Origin of the sequence: Pseudomarimonas arenosa (assembly GCF_014841215.1) — a bacterium.
In the GTDB taxonomy this organism is placed as follows: Bacteria; Pseudomonadota; Gammaproteobacteria; order Xanthomonadales; family Xanthomonadaceae; genus Pseudomarimonas; species Pseudomarimonas arenosa.
In genome coordinates this window covers 77,372-93,549 of the sequence record NZ_JACYTR010000013.1, presented here as the reverse complement: position 1 = coordinate 93,549, position 16,178 = coordinate 77,372, and the positions used below count along the sequence as shown (strand labels likewise).

The window sequence follows — 16,178 nt, the reverse complement described above, 5'->3', positions numbered from 1 at the left end:
ACCCTGTTCCTGGTTCGAACCCATGCTGGCCGCCCTTAGCCAATTGATCGATCGATTGCCCGCCTTGGATGGTCAGCGCTACCTGGGGTTCAGCACAGCTGTGCTGCTGGCGGCAGTGTGGGTGCTGAGCTTTGACTTCGTGCCGATTCTCGACCACGTCAATCTGGCCTTTCACGAAGCCGGTCACCCGGCCTTTGGGTTGTTCGGCAATACCATGGGCTGGCTGGGAGGTACCTTAGGACAATTCGTTTTTCCGATTGCCACGACCTGGCATTTCGCGCGCCGTGAGCAGTGGTTTTCAGCGGCAGCCTGCGCCATCTGGTTCTTCGAGAATTTCCGCTATGTCGCCCTGTACCTGGGAGATGCACGCACCCAGGCCTTGCCCCTGGTCGGCGGCGGTGAACATGACTGGGCCTATCTGCTGGGTCATTGGGGTTTGCTCGAGTACGACACCCGCATTGCCGGTGCATTGACCTTCATCAGTTGGAGCGGCTGGCTGGCAGTGTGGGGCGTGGTGACCTGGTGGTGGTGGCGCAGTCGACAACGACGCACGACCGAACTTGAAGCGGAGCAGCGCGAGCGCATCATCGAGCAGGCTCGGCAGCGCGAGCGAGAGCGTCGGGCAAAGTCACGGCAGTGAAATGCAATGTTATGGCTGCCCTGGTGGCCTGTGGCCCGCCGAGTGTCCGGCGCCTCGCTGGGCTTGGCTCAGCAATCGCCTGTGTCAGCGATGTCAGGCGCCTGCAGGCGCTGCGAGCCTGAACATCGGATTGCGTTCTGCGCTTCCCGATCCGCCTCATTCACCAGGCTTGACCAGTAGCTGCTTGGCCAAAGCGGCATGCAGAAAACCGAGGCCGCGGGCCAGGTGCAAGGTGAGGAACAGCAGCGTCCAGCCCAGCACGAACAGCAGGGGAAGAGCCCACCAGACCTGGTCGGCATAGGTGACACCGACCGGGTGGCCGAACATCCATCCATCTCCCATGCTGAACTGAACACGCTGAGCGCCAAACAGGGCCACGATGGGCGAGGCAATAAAGCCGCTGGACAGCGACAACAGGGTGATGGTCAGTACCGAATACAGGATGCCAAGCGGCAGCATCAGAACGAAGTACAGCATCGAGGCCCAGCTGCGTGGGTCACTGAACATCTGACCGATGCGGGTCAGCAGCGGCTGCTGCTGGTCGCTGTACACCGGGCGCCGTGGCATGCGCTCGCCCAGCAAGGCTTCCACCAGGCGGCCTTCAACCAGGGACAATACCCGCACCGAACCGAAGAACAACACGACAAAGGGCAGTCCGATGATCAGGATCGACAGGCCCAGCGACAGCGAGATGCCGACGGTTACCCAGCTGAAATAGAACACACCGGTGGCCAAGGCCAACAACATGTACAGCAGAGCACCATAGGTGCGGGCCTCAACGATAACGCCGAATACCCGCGCCCAGCCCGAGCGCTGCGGCGGCGGCGCCGGCGCTCGCAGTGCCGTCTGAACCTTGAGTTCAGTATCGCGATAGATCTCCGCCACTTCGGCCGGGGCGCCATAGCTCGATGCCAGCGCCGCCAGTACCTCGGCTTCGCTGCGGCGGGCACCGCCCTTGGTGGTTTCCAGCGCCAGTTCCGCGCGAAGGTACTCTTCGGCGTCGTACAGCGCATCCTGAATCAGCGCCGGATCGGCGCCGGCCAGGGCCTGGCGCAGCTGCACCAGATACTCGGCTACCGAGCGCGGCAGCGAACTGCCGGTGGGATCAGGCGATGTCATGACAGATGTCCTCTCAGGATGGTGTCGAGCGAATCACGTGTGGCTGTCCAGGCCTGGCGCCAGGTCTCCAGCACCCGGCGTCCGTCGGCAGTAATCGAGTAGTAGCGCCGTGGAGGCCCGCTGACCGAGGGCTCGACCTCGCTGGCCAGGAGCCCGGCGGCCTCGAGGTTGCGCAGCACCGGGTACAGCGCACTCTGCTTGCCACTCAGCACGCCACTGCCGTGGCGTTCCAGGGTCTTGGCGATCTGGTAGCCGTACATCGGTTGCTTGGCCCAGTCCAGCACTGCCAGCAAGGCCAGCGACACCGTGCCGGCCGACAATTCCTTGTGGAACTTGCGCAGCAGCAGGTCGGCCAGGGTTTCGTTGTTGGGGGTCGCTGACATCGCGAGCTCCTACATAGTCTGAGCACAAGACTATGCAGAACTTCGGTATAGCGAGCCTGCCACAAGTCATGGGCGGGCAACGCGATGTCTCCGGACTCTTCGGCAAAGCGCGATTCGAAAGGCTGGTCAGCTCACACCCGCATTTCACATCCGAGCGACTTTGTTGCCACATTCGCGTTGTTAGCCTTCCTGCGTCTCATCTCGGTCATTTCTTGGGGGATAGCACGATGGGTAGGCTCTCGAATTCGGCAGTCTGGTTGACTCTACTGGCGTTCCTGGCGATCGGTCCGCTCTCTGCCCTGGCCGCAGAAGCGCCGGGCGCTCTGACCCTGGTTGTGAAAGATCAGAACAGCGAGCGGCCGCTCTCCGGCGTGCAGATCATGCTGACGGAACGGGAAACCAGTTCCACACGGACGGTCGAAACCGACGCGCAAGGGCGCGTTGTCGTTGAGCAACTCGACCCCGGCCTGTATTCCGCGAATGCGACCAAGGCCGGCTATTCTTCGGCCTATGCGCCAAGCGTACGTGTGGTGACCCGCAAGAACACGCGGGTCGAGTTCGAACTCAGCGCGAACGCACTTGACGCGGTGGTGGTGCGGGCGCGGGCGGCGGATGACCTTGCATCGGTTTCCAGCACATTTCTCGATAGAGAGGCGTTGCGCAGTGCCGTGGGAGGTGGCGCAGATCCGCTGCTGTCGCTGGACGGGCTACCTGGCCTGGCATCCAACAGCGAGTTTGCAAGCTTCAGCGTGCGAGGTCGTGGCCCACGAGATAACCTGGTATTCGTTGACGACTTTCCGTTCGACAAGGCGGTGCATTTTGATGCAACACTGGGCGAAGACGAGGACGTTGGCGGCGGTGGCCGCTTCTCGATCTTCGCGCCGAATGTGATCAGTGGTGCGGAGTTCTCACCGGGGGGATGGGGTCCGGCGTACGGCGGTCGATCTGCATCGCTGCTCAAGCTCCAGGTCGCTGATGGAAATCCCAGTCCTTCGGCCAGTCTGCGCTACGACCTGGCAGGCCTTGAAGTGGGCTACGACGGCCCGGCCGGCATCACTGATGGCTCTACCTTGCTGGTTTCCGCCCGGCGACTGGACTTCGGTGCACTATTCGAAGACATCGAAGAACTCGACATCGGCGAGCCTGTCTTGAGAGATGTGATCATCAAGTCTGTGATGCCGATCGGCACCAATAACACCCTGGAAGTGCTGCTCATTGATACGCACGAGGACTTTAGTCGCGATGTGACCCATGTCTTCGAGTCGCCCAACTTCGAGGATGCATCGCTTCTGGATACCGAGCAGGATAGCGATCTGTATGGCCTGACGCTGCGATCGTTGATCAGCGAAGAGGCTGTCTGGACCAACAAGGTCTACTACCGAGCAAGTGACAAGATCAGTGCCCAGGGTGAAGCTTTTCCCGATCTCGTTCCCCCGGGCACACCGGCCTCCGGTTTTCCGGTGCGGGAAGACATCATCACCGTCAGGGAAGATGAGACCGAGCTTGGCTGGCGCAGCGACTTCCGGACAGCGAATCGATGGGGCGTGTTCAATGCCGGCATTCATGTCACGCGAGTTGAGTTGGACTACAGCACCGTTCTGGATGGAGACTGGATTCGTTTCGTCTATGACAATGACGACTTCAGGCCCGACCCTGATCAGCGTTTCATTGTGCTGACTCCCGAGAACATCAACGCCTCGCTGCGACGGAAGGAAACCAGCTATGCAGGCTATATCGATCAGGTATTCGAACATGGAAAATGGGATTTCCGTACCGGCATGCGGCTTGATCGGGATGGCCTTACCGACGAGACCTTGACGTCGCCCAGGTTCAGCGTCAACTGGCGGCCGAGCAGGGCGATCAGGTACTTTGCAAGCGCAGGGCTTTTTCACCAGTCGCCGCGGTTTCTCAACCTTGCGGCCAACGAGCTGAACGACCTCGAAAACGAAGAGGTCACGCATGGCAGCTTTGGCTTTGAGTACTTCCCGAACGAGCGCTGGTCGATACTGACCGAAGCCTATTATCAGAACCTCGACAATCTGGTAGTCGACCTCGACCGAGCAAACGGAACGTTTGCAAACAACGGCGATGGTTCATCGCATGGCGTCGATGTAGTGGTCAATGGCATGGTTCGCGAAGGCATTTACGCCACCGCCACCTACTCCTACAACGATGCTGTGGTTGACCGGAAGGACGGTCGTGGCGACGTTGCCGCTGAGTTCAGTCGAGAGCACGTCGCTACCCTCGGCCTGACCTGGGAGATCAGCGATCGTTGGAAGGTGGCTGGGCGCTACAAGTATCTTTCCGGCAGACCAGACGATGTCTTCGTTGTGCACTCAGACGTGTTGGGGCCCGGACAGCCATTGCGCTTTTCGAGAGAGACCATTGAGCGGAATGTCGGTCGCAAGAGTGATTACGGGCTTCTTAACGTTCGGATTGACTATCGTCGCGCCTTTGGTCCTATTGACATGACGGCGTTTCTAGATGTGATCAATGTGACGGCAGCCTCGTCGACCGATGACACCGAGTTTGACTACCGCAGAGGCGTCGACGTGGAGGACGACAGCGAAGCCGAGCCGCTTATCGGTCTGCGATTCGACTACGCCTGGTGAGGAGGCGTCAGATGGTATCCGCGCTTGGATCAGCGCCAATCAGAGCGCTGGTGGTGGAGGACAACCGCGACATTTGCGCGAACATTGCCGCGTATCTCGAAAAGCACGGTTACATTCTCGACTTCGCTTACGATGGTCTGAGCGCAATGCGCCTGGCCGCAACGAATCCGTTTGACCTCATCGTTCTGGATCTGATGCTTCCTGGCTTGGATGGTCTGAGTTTCTGCCAAAAGCTGCGCGCCGGCGCCCATGCAGAAACGCCCGTGATTATGCTTACGGCGAGAGATACGCTCGACGACAGGCTTAGGGGGGTTCGCGGCGGGAGCCGATGATTACCTGGTCAAGCCGTTTGCATTGCAGGAGCTGCATGCGCGGCTGCAGGCCTTGTACAAGCGAACTCACCGAAAGGCCGACAGCCTGCTGACTGTGGGTGATCTGGTTCTGAATAGATCCACGCTGCAATTGCATCGCGCAGGGCGGCGCATCCACCTCCACCATGCCGGCATCAAGATCCTTCAAAGACTGATGGAAGAGTCGCCATCGGTGGTGACTCGCGACGATCTTGAAACACTGTTATGGGCTGACGAACGCCCTGATGGCGATGGGCTCCGCTCGCATATGTACAAACTTCGACAGGCCGTCGACAAGCCGTTCCACAAGCCGCTGATCCATACCGTGCATCGCATCGGGTACCGCATTGCGGAGGATGATCGGTAGTGTACCGGCACAGTTTGCGCAGGCGCGTCGCAATCGCGTTTGCGACTTGTGTCGCTTTGCTCAGCGTGGCCTGGGGCCTCGCCTTTTACGCTGCAATCAGGCTGAGCGAGGATCGCGTGCTCACCAATCAGTTGCGACGTGCGGCCCAGAGCTATCCCGATCTGACGCTGAACCTTCAGGGATACGATGCCGTTGGCAGCCTGCCGGAGTCACTCAGGGAATGGGCGCAATCAGATCCCGAAGCGGGGCTGTACGAATTTGAATCCGAACAGTTGCATGTCGCCGTCGTGACTGCCGACAACGCGCAAGGGCGAGCCTTCGTTGTGCTGGACGTTACCGGGATTGAGGCGGCTTCGTCAGAGGATTGGTGGTTGCTGCTCGTCATCACCAGCGTTGTCGGTGCGCTCGGCACGCTGGGTTTTGCTCTGGGACTTGTGGTAATGCGCAGAGCCGTCGCGCCCGTCGCGCAGCTGGCCAAAGTGGTCGCAGAGATCGATCTGCAACATCTATCGGATGGGGATCACAGACGCATCGACTCGGGCCGGTTCGGCGATGATGAGGTGGGCATGCTGGCGGCGACGATTGAGAAGACGCTCGAGCGAATCAGCGCCTTTGTCGCGCGGGAGCGGTACTTCACCGGATCGGCGAGTCATGAGTTGCGAACGCCGATCACGGTGATAACCGGCGCGCTTGAGTTGCTTGAACAAAGCGATCTTTCGCCGGCTGATGCGATGGCCGTCGAGCGGGCGAGGCGTGCGACGCTCGAAATGAAGGCCACGGTTGAAATGTTCTTGTGTCTGGCCAGAGAGATCGATGATGGCCTGTACGACGAGCAGTTCTTGGTGATGCCGATGGTGAGCCAAGCGGTAGATCAGCAGCGTTACCTGTTGAGCGGCAAGTGCGTCGACGTTGTTGTCAACGAACTGGCAACACCCAGGGTATGCGGCCATCCGCAGGCTTTCTTCATCGCCCTCAACAACCTGGTGCGAAACGCGTTCGAGCAGACGCTCGATGGGCAGGGGCCGATCAAGATTCTCATCAACGCGCATGAGCTTCTGGTCACCAATCAGGTGAGCGCTGACGACGACGGGCAGCCAGGGTCGATCGAACCGGCGTCGCCTCACGGCGGCTATGGTCTGGGTCTGGGCATCGTTCAGCGGCTGTGCGAGCGCAACGGTTGGCTGTTTACCCTGCACGCTGATGAGACGCGTGTGGTCGCGCGCCTGTCGTGGCAACCGATACAGACTGCGAAGCGAACAGCGAGTTGAGCGGCAGCGCGTGGCCATGAGCAGCCTCGAAGGCCACCTCGCCGCGCATAGAACGGCAGATTTCATCAGCGCAACGCTGATCGGGCCGCGGTCCACGGTAGCGAGGGCCGCTGCGCCTGCTGACGCGCCGTTGGCGGTGGCGCTATGCTGGAACTCAAGTCCCGCGTGGGGCGCAGAACCATGGGCAATGAACTATCTGGCCCACATCCTGCTGGCGAACCACAGCGAAGACGCCATGATTGGCGCCTTTCTCGGTGATTTCATGCGCCCGCGCGATGCCGATCACCTGAGCCTCGAACTGCAGCACGAGATGTGGCTGCATCGCTATATCGATTCCTACACTGATCGCCACCCCGAGGTGCGCGCGGCGCGTCACTGCTGCCGTGCGCCGCTGCGTCTGTTCGCTCGCATTGCACTCGACGTGTACTTTGACCATCTACTGGCACGTCGCTGGTCGCACTACTGCGATGAACCGCTGGATCAGTTTGCCGCGCGCTTCTATCGCGCCCTCGGCGCCTGTTCGGCGCAGCTGCCCTTGCACGTGCAGGTGGTGATCAGCCGCATGCGCCGTCATGACTGGCTGCATTCGTACCGGCACTTCGAAGCGGTGCAGCGGGCGGTGGCGGCTATCGCCCGACGCCTGTCGCGCAAGGGTGATCATCTGCTGGCGGCCCTGGTCGAGCTGCGTGAGTTCGAACAGCAGGTCAGCTGGCACTTCGAACGCTTCTTTCCCCAGCTACAAGCCTATGCGCTCGAGCGCCGTGCGATTCTTAACTACGAGGTTCGTCAGGCGACGAAGGGTTGAGAACGGGCGACTGATCGCGGGCGATGATGGCGCAGGCCACCATGTCGGCGCTGACATTGCCCACGGTGCGAAGCAGGTCGGGCAGCACTTCGACGGCGAGCAGCAGAAAAAGCAGTTCGTTCGGCACGCCCATCACCGCGGCAATTGGCACCGTGGTGGTGAGAAAGGAAGCCTGACCCGGAATGCCAGCGACGCCAATGCTGGTAAGCAGGGCGACGGCTACGCCGGCCAGCAGACTGGCAGCGCTGAACTCGACACCATAGAGGTGACCGACAAACAGCACCACGGCCAGATTCAGCGCTGGGCTGGTGAACTTGAACAGCGATACCGCCAGTGGCAGGGCGATATCCACTACCCGCGGCGGCAGACTGAGGCCCTCGATACAGGCCTGCAGCATGGCCGGCAGTGAGGCCAGCGAGCTCTGGGTGCTGAAAGCCACGGCCTGGGCCGGCGCCGCGGCGCGGCTGAACTGCAGTAGCCGAAGTCGCCCAAGACCCAGGGCCAGCGGATACAGCAACGCAATCAGCAGGGTCGCCAGCGCGCAGATCAGCAGCAAGTAGTGGGCAATGGCGCCGGCCGCCGCTACGCCGCCGCGCAAACCGACCGCCAGCGCCAGGCCGAACACTCCGATCGGGGCCAGCCGCAGCACCGCCCGCACCACACCGAGCAGAGCCTCGCCGGCGGCCTCAAAAAAGCTTGCGATCGCTGCGCGCTTGGCCGCCTCCAGGCGTGCTGCGGCCAGGGCAAACAGCAGCACGAAGACAATCAAGGGCAGCACCGCGCCCTCGGCGGCGGCCTGAAACGGATTGCTGGGCAGGCTGTTCAGAAGCCAGGCGCTGATCGGTGGCGCGGCGCCGAGTTCCGGAGACGCAGTGCTGACCCCTTGACGCAGGGCCTCGGCGGCGGCCGGATCGACCGGCCAGATGTGCAAGAGCAGGGGCACCGTGGTGGCCGAGATCAGTGTCGAGCCGAGCAGGAGTACAGCAAACACCGCCAGACTGCGCAGCGCCAGCTGGTGCCGGCCGGCCTGCTCGCCGGCACTGCAGACGCCGCTGATCAGCAGCGCAACGATCAGCGGCAATACGCTCATCTGCAGCAGCTTCAACCACAGCTCGCCGACCAACACCAGGACTTGCGCTGCCGTCAGCAGCGCGGGATCGGTGCCGCGCAGCAGCGCGCCGCCAAGCAGGCCAAGCAACAGGCTGATCAGAATCCGGCTGCTGTCACGCATCGCTAAGCGCCGCAGCCAAACAAAGAGGGCGCCCGCAGGCGCCCTTTTCGCTGTATCACCGGTTGATCACTCGCGCGACTGCAGCTTGGCCAGCAGGCGCAGCATTTCGATGTACAGCCAGACCAGGGTGACCAGCAAGGCGAAGCCGGCATACCACTCCATGAATTTCGGTGCGCCGCCATTGACTCCTTCTTCCACCAGGTCAAAGTCCAGGACCAGATTCAGCGCCGCGATGCCGACCACGATCAGCGAGAAGCCGATGCTCATCATGCTGCCATTGGTGGAGTCGAGCAGGGACGACGACCAGCCGAAGAAACTGGCCACGAAGTTGATCAGGTAGAAGGCAAAGATGCCGAGAGTGGCGGCCGCCACGCCCATTTTGAACTTCTCGGTGACCTTGATTACCCGGCTGCGATACAGCGCCAGCATGGCGGCAAACACGCCGAAGGTCAGCCCCACCGCCTGCATCACGATGCCCGGAAAACGCAGTTCGAACCAGGCAGAAATCCCGCCGATGAACAGGCCTTCGGCCAGCGCATACAGGGGCGCGGTGACCGGAGCCCAGGTCTTCTTGAACACGGTGATCAAGGCCAGCACCAGACCGGCGATGGCGCCGCCGATGGTCAGAGGCATCACCCGCGCCACCGTCTCCGGGCCGTCGACCATCGACCAAGTGAAGCCGGCCATCATCACGGTCAAGGCCAGCAGGATGGCGGTCTTGTTGACCGTGCCGTCCATCGTCATCACGCCTTGGCTGCGGTCGCTGAGCTGCCCGCTGCCAACGTCGAGGAAGGTATCGCCAAGTGCAGGATTGCCGCTGCGCATTCACTGTTCTCCAATCAATGGGCTCGAAACGGGCCAGGGGCCTGGCCGATCAAACGGCACGAGTGTAGCCAAGCCCGGTGCTCCCTGCACCCTTTCTTCACTGCCAAGCCAAGCACTTAGCCAAGTGCTGTTCGACCGCGGCCAGCACGCGTCCGTCCTGCGCTGCCTGAACGATCGCCGCTATGCGCGTCGCCGACCGTTGCCAGTCGGCCTGCCACTCGATCGCGCTGTGCAGCTGCGGCCGTGTCGCGTGGAGTCGCTGGGGGCCAAGCCACTGTCTTACCACGCGCTGGTGGTGGAGTTGCTGACCGCGGTTTTCGCCGGCCCGCACCGAGGAGGTCAGATCATCTTCGAGCACCGCGACCCACAGGAGCATGTCCAGGTCTGGCCAGTCGCGGGGGGCGATCGGCTGAGCCAGCACTTCGACCTGCAGCGACCCGGGCGTCGGTTGCAGCCGCAGCTCCAGATGCAGCTGCGCAGGTACCGCGGCTGCTTGCAGCGCTGACTGCAGCTCGGCGGACGAACGCCAGTTCACCTGTGTACGCGTGCCGATCATCAGCTGTGGCGTGTAGCTGACCCGGCCGCCGGCCTGTTGCACACGGTCGTGCTGACGGCGACTGAACCTGGGGGAGGCAAATCGATCATGCCAGCCGAGGTAGTCCCAATAGTCGACGTGGAAGGCCAGGGCGATCAGCGAATCGTCCTTCAGCTGCGATGCCAGCCAGCGTTCTGCCGCCGGACAGCTGTTGCAGCCCTCCGAGGTGTACAGCTCAATCACGGGTGTGACTTTGGCCGCACTGAAGGCTCGGCAGTCGTCGGCCTGCGCCGGATTGGGCCTTCCCGCACTGGCAATCACCGCAATGATCAGCCACCATGCTGTTCGGTCATTCGAGCTTCGGTGGATGCGCATGTTCAGTAGACCAGAACCCCGCCAGACTCATTTCGCCGTGCCGTATTGAAAGACACCGGTCCGAGTCAGTGAAGCATACCGTCGCCTGGGGCGTCGCGTGCAGCGTATTGCTGCTGGTCGGCGGCATGCCCTCGCATGCCTGTGAGCGGCAAACCACTACTCTGCAGGTGACTGAAAGCGGTGTGCTGAGGCTGCCGGCACTGCCAGATGCCGGTCGGATTGCCTTTCTCTGCGAGCGTGATGTTGATCTGCAGCCGATCACGGCGGCCGGGCGCAGTGATAGCTCGATGCTGTACAGCGCACGGGAGCCGGTATGGATTGCCGCCAGTGAGCAGCCGGAGTTCGTTCTGCAGGTGGAAGGCGCAGAACCGGGACAGAACATCGAGGTTGAGCTTGGTTGTGCCGGCCAGCCGGGCGGCGATGAATGGGCTCTGGGTCAGGCACTGCAGGCGTTGGCGGTGCAAAGTGCACAGTATCGAGAACAGGGCAGCACTGAGCTGGCGCGCGATTTCAGTTGGCGGCTCTGGATGCTGCGCGCACAGACCAGCGATCCTCGGATCGAGCAATGGATCGATCTGCAGTTACTCTCGGTCGCCCGCGGTGCGGGCTTCATGGCGCTGGCTGATCGGATCGCTCAGCGCTTACTGGCCGATCCGCGCTATACCTCCGGCGGCAAAGCCATCGCCTTGTTCAGTCAGGCGCAGAACCGCATGAGCCAGGGCGATGGCAGCGCCCAGTCCTTGATGCAGCAGGCCGCCGCCCAGCTCGATCAGCATGGCTACCGAATTGCCGCCAGTTGGGCGCTACATGATGTATGCATCCTGCGTCGTCTGAATGCCGACCCCGGATCGATCGATTGTCTGACCGAGGCGGCCGAGCGCTTTGCTGCTGCAAAGATGCCGATTGAACAGGGCAATGCCTTGCTCAATCGGTTCACCGCACTGAGCCGATTTGGTCGCTTTCAGGAGGCGCGAGAGACTTTGCAGCAGGCCGCGGCGCTGATCGAGCCCAGCGGTGATCGCGATCGGATTGCCCGCCTGTGGACACTGCGCTCGGCGGCCGCCAAGTGGCGTGGTGACTTCGAGGCTGCGCTGAGTCATCTGGCGCGTGCCGAGGCTTTGTTTCAGGCCATCGACGCCCGTGCCGAAGTCGGCCACGTGCAAAGCCTGGTCGGAAACGCCTACAGCCTGGCCGGTGATGATGCTCGAGCCCTGACCTGGTATGAGCGCGCCGAACGCAGCCTGACCTTGAGCTCGGCGCAGAGCCGCCTGCGCACCAATCTGCTGTCCCAGGCGCATGCGCTGTATCGCCTGGAGCGGCATGAGGAGGCGCTTGCCGTGATCGATCGTTTCGGCGACCAGCAATACGTCAGCGTCGACGATTTTGCTGGAAACTGGGCGCTCGATCGCAGCGAGATTCTGCATGCACTGGGCCGCACCGAACAGGCGGCGGAACAGCTTGCGTTGGCGGCGGCACAGGCCTTGACTCCGCCACAGCAGGGGAGGTTACTGCGGCTGTCGGTAAGACTCGGAGCGAAACAGGATGTTCAAGAGCGACTGCTGCAGGCACTGCGCGAGGATATGCGCCTGGGGCGCTGGGTCAGTGCCCTCGATGCCGCCGAGGCGCTGCTGTGCTGTGCAGGGGACTGGCTGCTTGCTCCGGCTGCGCAATTCTCGCAGGTGCTGAACACGTTGTTACGACAGGTCGAGGCGAGCATCGGGCAACTGCGCAGCCCCGGCCTGCGACATGCATTGATCCGCAGCGTGCAGGAAATCAACCTATGGCGCTATCGTCGCAGTCAGTCCGGGCCGGAGGCGGAGTTGGCCCTGGTAGAGCAACTGGAACGGCTGCGGCAACTATCGTTGCAGCCGCCCTCACAGCGCCAGGGTGACGCGCTTGATGCGCTGGAAGACGCCGTCGCCAGTGCCTGGTTGGGCGGCGCATTGAGCAACACCGATGATCGTCATCTGGCCTGGATAGCAAACGCTGAGCAGTTGCCCGAACCTGAGTTTGAGTCGCAGCCTTCGCGTCTGGTGGCCTTGTCGCCCGGCGACGTACTGGTTTACCCGGTATTGGGTCGACAACTCGGCGTACTGCTTTGGCGCACTGGTAATGCCGAATGGCAAAGTCGGCCGCTGTCGAATCCGGCCCAATTGCGTCGCGCGATTTCTGATCTGCTTGAGCTGCTCGCCGCCGGACACGCTGCAGTCGATGATATCGATCCGCTCAGTGCATGGTTGACCGATGCGCTGCACTGGCGAGATATCACCGCCAATGCCACACGTGTGATGATCCTGGCGGATGCACAGAGCGCGGCGATTCCATATGCCTTGTTCGAATCCGAATCCGCCCAGCGCTCGATCGTCTTATTGCAGTCACTGCACGCCATGGCGCCACTGCAGATCGACCAGTTGCGCCTGATTGCGGCCGCACAGACGGTCGCTGAGCAGGCGGTGCTGACCCAGGTCGACAGAGAACTCGATGAAGTCGCGCAGGCCTGGCCGCAGTTGCCCCAACTTCGTAGCGATCAGGTCAGCCTGACGAACATCACCCAGGCGCTGGCGGCTCCCAACACCTTGTTGCATGTCGCAGCGCATGGCAGCGGAGCACGACGAGTCGAGGAAGACTCCGGGCTGTGGCTGAGTGTAGGTAATCGGTCTGGTAGCAGCTTTCTTAGCAGCGTTAGAGTGCAGCACTTGTCACTGGCCAGCGAAGCGGTGATTCTCAGCGCCTGCGAGTCCGGCTACAGTCGCGCCAGCGGCAGCATGGGGATGGGTGGTCTTGCCGGAGCGGTCAGTAGTGCCGGTGCAAAGGTTGTGGTCGGCTCGCGCTGGGCGGTCAATGATCGGGCGTCCAGAGTATTTTCAACCGCTCTCCATCAGGCCTGGTCAGCGCATGCAGATCAACCGCAGCTGGCCCTTCTGAAAGCCCAGCAGGCGGTACGGGCGCAGCGTGCGTTTCGTCATCCCAGCCATTGGGCTGGCTGGTTCTGGTTGCAACGAGGACCCATTTCGCAGCCAGTTTCGCAACCCTGAGTGTTCACTCCTGCTCAACGGTTGGAAGACCGGCATGAACGGTTCGCCGCCGGGCCTGCGGCACAGACTTGGCCAGCAGTCCGTTGGCATGCTGTGCGCAATGAGTCGTCTTTCAATCTCCTTGTGTTTTGATCGAACATTGCGTTAAGAAGTCGAGCGGGCGCAGTTGCGACGGTTCGACTATCGCTGCCGGCGGGCGCCGCAGGTCGGTGGCTGGTTAGCCAGACCAGCTCTGCCCGCGGTCGTGCAGCTGAGAGAATTCGCCAGCCCGCGACACCTAGTTATCGAAGCCGCAGATGGTCTGCGGTGCCGGAGAGCGGGTCATGCGTGGCAATTTCCTGTCGTGGTTGCGAATGATGGTGGGCGTTCGTGGTCAGGCGTCCAGTGCGCTTTGTCGCCCAGCTACCTCAAATGCCTTGAGCAGTGCCGAGGAGCGTTCGCTGTTTTTCGACACGCAAGCGCTGGCCAAGGCCAAACAGCGTCTGGGCTGCGACGGACGACACTGGGGACGCTTGCTGGCCAGCTGTGTGCTGACATGTGGTCTGCTTACCTCTTCGCCGCTATCGGCCAGCGAACAGGCAAACAGTGCGGACAGCAGCTCCGAGGCGACTGAACAGGAAGAATCATCGGCAGTCGAGCTGTTGCTGGATCTCATTCTGGAGTTGCTCGGCAATGGCGAGGGTGGCGGCAGCGATCCGGGTGGTGGCAGTGGACTGTAATGACGCCGCTCCAACTACCCGCCCTTTCCCGCTGGGTTGCCGAGCGGGAAGGAGGGCTATGGTCGGCGCCGGCTGACCAAGATCGGGCCTACCAGGTATAGCGCACGGTATAGCGCAGCTTTGCCTCGCCATCGGCGGCAATCGTTAGCGGGAAGTCGGCGGTAAGCTGATCTTTCTTCTGATGCGGGTGGCTTTGTGTGGTGATGTGCCAGCCACTCCAGCGGTAGAGATATTCACGCACCACCAGCTTGACGCTCTCTTCCTTGCGATTGCGCACGCTGACTTCGAAGCTTTCTTCCATCCATTTGGCTTTGACGTCGACTCGGAAATCGGTCTGCCGGCGCTCGCCTACTACATCGAAAGCCTCACCAAGTTTGATGTTAAGGGTTTCGTTGCGTGGTGTGTGTTTGATCAGGTCTTCGCCGATGAATTCCAGGCTGCCATCGTTGGGGTTGAGTTGGTTGACCCGCACTCGGCCGGCGGGTAGCGGCATGCCCATGCCGTTTTCCTTGCGATTGTCGAACTCCAGATACACCCCGACCGTGCCATCCTGAGTGGCGGCATAGCCTTGGTTGGTGTTCGGACTGCCGTAGTAGGCACGCATCTGAGGCGCTGCAGTGAACACCAGCTGCTTTTCGCAGCTGACGCCATTGGCTGCCGGAAACAACTCCAGCTGTTTGGTTGAGTTGTCTGGCAGATCGGTGCGCCGACCCAGGGTGTAGAGGTGATACTCGAACAGACTTTGCTCGCTGAAGCCTTCATCGGCCATCGCCTCGGCGACCATGGTGCGCTTCATCATTGCGCCCATCGGTTGCGGCATCGCCGCCGGTGCCCGGTTGACCTCGCCGGCCACCAGCTTGAGCTGGGCGTTGGCGAAGCTGCCGCCGCTTTGGTTGACCAGGGTCACCCAGGCGCCGAGTTGCAGCCGGCAACCCTGAGATTCGTCCAGCACGCCATTGTAGTCGGCCCACCAAGTGATGCCCTTGGCCTGGTAGGACACCCGCACGTCCTGCGGACCGCCCTTGGCTGAGTCGATCAGCCAGACCAGCGTCGGCTTGGTGATCAGCCCGCCGGGCAGGGAGGGAAAGCGGATCCCGCTCCAGCTATTCAAGGTCACCAGCTCGCCGCCGCCAGTTTGCAAGGTCAGGCCGTTCTGCGCCGATAACAGCTTGCCGCTGATGGTCTCCAGTGCATCGCCGCGCACCTGCTCGACACTGATGGTTTGATCGAGAAAGCGCTCCAGCAGCTTTTGTCCGCTGACCAGATCGTACTGGTAGTTCTGCTCGATCACCCGGGTGCCACCAGGATCGCTTAATGAGGCGATGCCCACCGTGGTCGGGTCCATCCGCGCCGCCACATCGGAAAAGCGCAGCTCGCTGCGGCCGCGCGACAACGTCATCCGTCGCTTGTCGCGGACCAGGGCATAGCCCGGCAGGTTGCTGCCGTAGTTGGCCAGGTTCTCGCTGTCGATGGCGCCGGGCTGGGCCGAGGAGTACACAGTGAGGGAATAGTCGGGATCGGCAGCGTGGGTGCCGCTGGCGAATGAGGCGAGCAGTACGGCGAGCGTCAGGCGCATAGGTTTTCCTTCGTTGTCGGTCGGTCTGCCAAGCGGCAGCGTAAGCCTTAACAGGCTGCTGAAGAACCTCCATCCAGGAAGTTTTCAGCGCAACCCTTCGACGAGCTCAGGGACCGCCGTTCGGCAGGCTCACGGCAAGCCGGTCGCGGCAGAGCCGCGCCACACCTGCCGTGAGCCTGTCGAACGGTTTGCTGGGAATCAAACACTTACGTGTTTGGTACCCGCGCGCGCCGTCCGTGGTGCGCAAAATCAAGCTTGCTGAAATGAGTCTCAGCAGCCTGTTAACGCGGGAAGGAGCGAGTCGGGGTTATCGGACGTCGGAGCACCGCCACTTTCGG

12 protein-coding genes and 1 pseudogene are annotated in these 16,178 nt (G+C 61.9%); 7 read left to right on the top strand and 6 right to left on the bottom strand.

All coding sequences use genetic code 11. The features are described 5' to 3' along the window. Positions 1-22: 22 nt before the first annotated feature. On the top strand, positions 23-640 hold the full coding sequence (locus IFO71_RS08975; RefSeq protein WP_192029291.1) for a hypothetical protein: 618 nt from the start codon (positions 23-25) through the stop codon (positions 638-640). Between the two features lie 156 nt (positions 641-796). Here IFO71_RS08975 and IFO71_RS08970 read toward each other — a convergent pair whose 3' ends face one another. Both IFO71_RS08970 and IFO71_RS08965 read right to left on the bottom strand, forming a co-directional pair. Next, positions 797-1,759, bottom strand: coding sequence for a sensor domain-containing protein (locus IFO71_RS08970; protein WP_192029290.1), 963 nt, complete (start codon positions 1,757-1,759; stop codon positions 797-799). Then, complete coding sequence (locus tag IFO71_RS08965; protein ID WP_192029289.1) at positions 1,756-2,142, bottom strand: PadR family transcriptional regulator; 387 nt, start codon at positions 2,140-2,142, stop codon at positions 1,756-1,758. The genes IFO71_RS08970 and IFO71_RS08965 overlap by 4 nt, the downstream gene beginning before the upstream one ends. A 227-nt stretch (positions 2,143-2,369) precedes the next feature. Between IFO71_RS08965 and IFO71_RS08960 the strand changes: the two genes are divergently transcribed. The 4 genes and pseudogenes from IFO71_RS08960 to IFO71_RS08945 all read left to right on the top strand — a co-directional run bounded on the left by IFO71_RS08960 (position 2,370) and on the right by IFO71_RS08945 (position 7,544). After that, positions 2,370-4,754 carry a TonB-dependent receptor gene (locus IFO71_RS08960; RefSeq protein WP_192029288.1) on the top strand — a complete coding sequence of 795 codons (2,385 nt, stop codon included), beginning with the start codon at positions 2,370-2,372 and terminating at the stop codon, positions 4,752-4,754. A gap of 38 nt (positions 4,755-4,792) precedes the next feature. Beyond that, positions 4,793-5,471: pseudogene (locus IFO71_RS08955) on the top strand (response regulator transcription factor). Positions 5,472-5,587: 116 nt separating this feature from the next. Then, entirely contained in the window at positions 5,588-6,739 is a 1,152-nt protein-coding gene (locus IFO71_RS22475; RefSeq protein ID WP_332309350.1) for a sensor histidine kinase, read from the top strand. A 187-nt stretch (positions 6,740-6,926) separates the two neighbouring features. After that, entirely contained in the window at positions 6,927-7,544 is a 618-nt protein-coding gene (locus IFO71_RS08945; RefSeq protein WP_192029286.1) for an acyl carrier protein phosphodiesterase, read from the top strand. Here the strand turns inward: IFO71_RS08945 and IFO71_RS08940 are convergent. From IFO71_RS08940 to IFO71_RS08930, 3 genes are all read right to left on the bottom strand, one after another. Further along, on the bottom strand, positions 7,510-8,775 hold the full coding sequence (locus IFO71_RS08940; protein ID WP_192029285.1) for a dicarboxylate/amino acid:cation symporter: 1,266 nt from the start codon (positions 8,773-8,775) through the stop codon (positions 7,510-7,512). The genes IFO71_RS08945 and IFO71_RS08940 overlap by 35 nt on opposite strands. 66 nt (positions 8,776-8,841) lie before the next feature. Beyond that, the gene (locus IFO71_RS08935; RefSeq protein WP_192029284.1) at positions 8,842-9,600 is read right to left on the bottom strand and encodes a Bax inhibitor-1/YccA family protein; all 759 of its coding nucleotides are present in this window, start codon (positions 9,598-9,600) and stop codon (positions 8,842-8,844) included. Positions 9,601-9,697: 97 nt separating this feature from the next. Then, positions 9,698-10,510 (bottom strand): DUF1223 domain-containing protein, encoded by an 813-nt coding sequence (locus tag IFO71_RS08930; protein ID WP_192029283.1) that lies wholly within the window; start codon positions 10,508-10,510, stop codon positions 9,698-9,700. Between the two features lie 68 nt (positions 10,511-10,578). Between IFO71_RS08930 and IFO71_RS22470 the strand changes: the two genes are divergently transcribed. After that, the gene (locus IFO71_RS22470) at positions 10,579-13,545 is read left to right on the top strand and encodes a CHAT domain-containing protein (RefSeq protein ID WP_192029282.1); all 2,967 of its coding nucleotides are present in this window, start codon (positions 10,579-10,581) and stop codon (positions 13,543-13,545) included. Between the two features lie 323 nt (positions 13,546-13,868). Next, entirely contained in the window at positions 13,869-14,264 is a 396-nt protein-coding gene (locus tag IFO71_RS08920) for a hypothetical protein (protein ID WP_192029281.1), read from the top strand. Between the two features lie 88 nt (positions 14,265-14,352). Here the strand turns inward: IFO71_RS08920 and IFO71_RS08915 are convergent, their stop codons facing one another. Next, entirely contained in the window at positions 14,353-15,840 is a 1,488-nt protein-coding gene (locus IFO71_RS08915; RefSeq protein WP_192029280.1) for a DUF4139 domain-containing protein, read from the bottom strand. Positions 15,841-16,178: the final 338 nt, after the last annotated feature.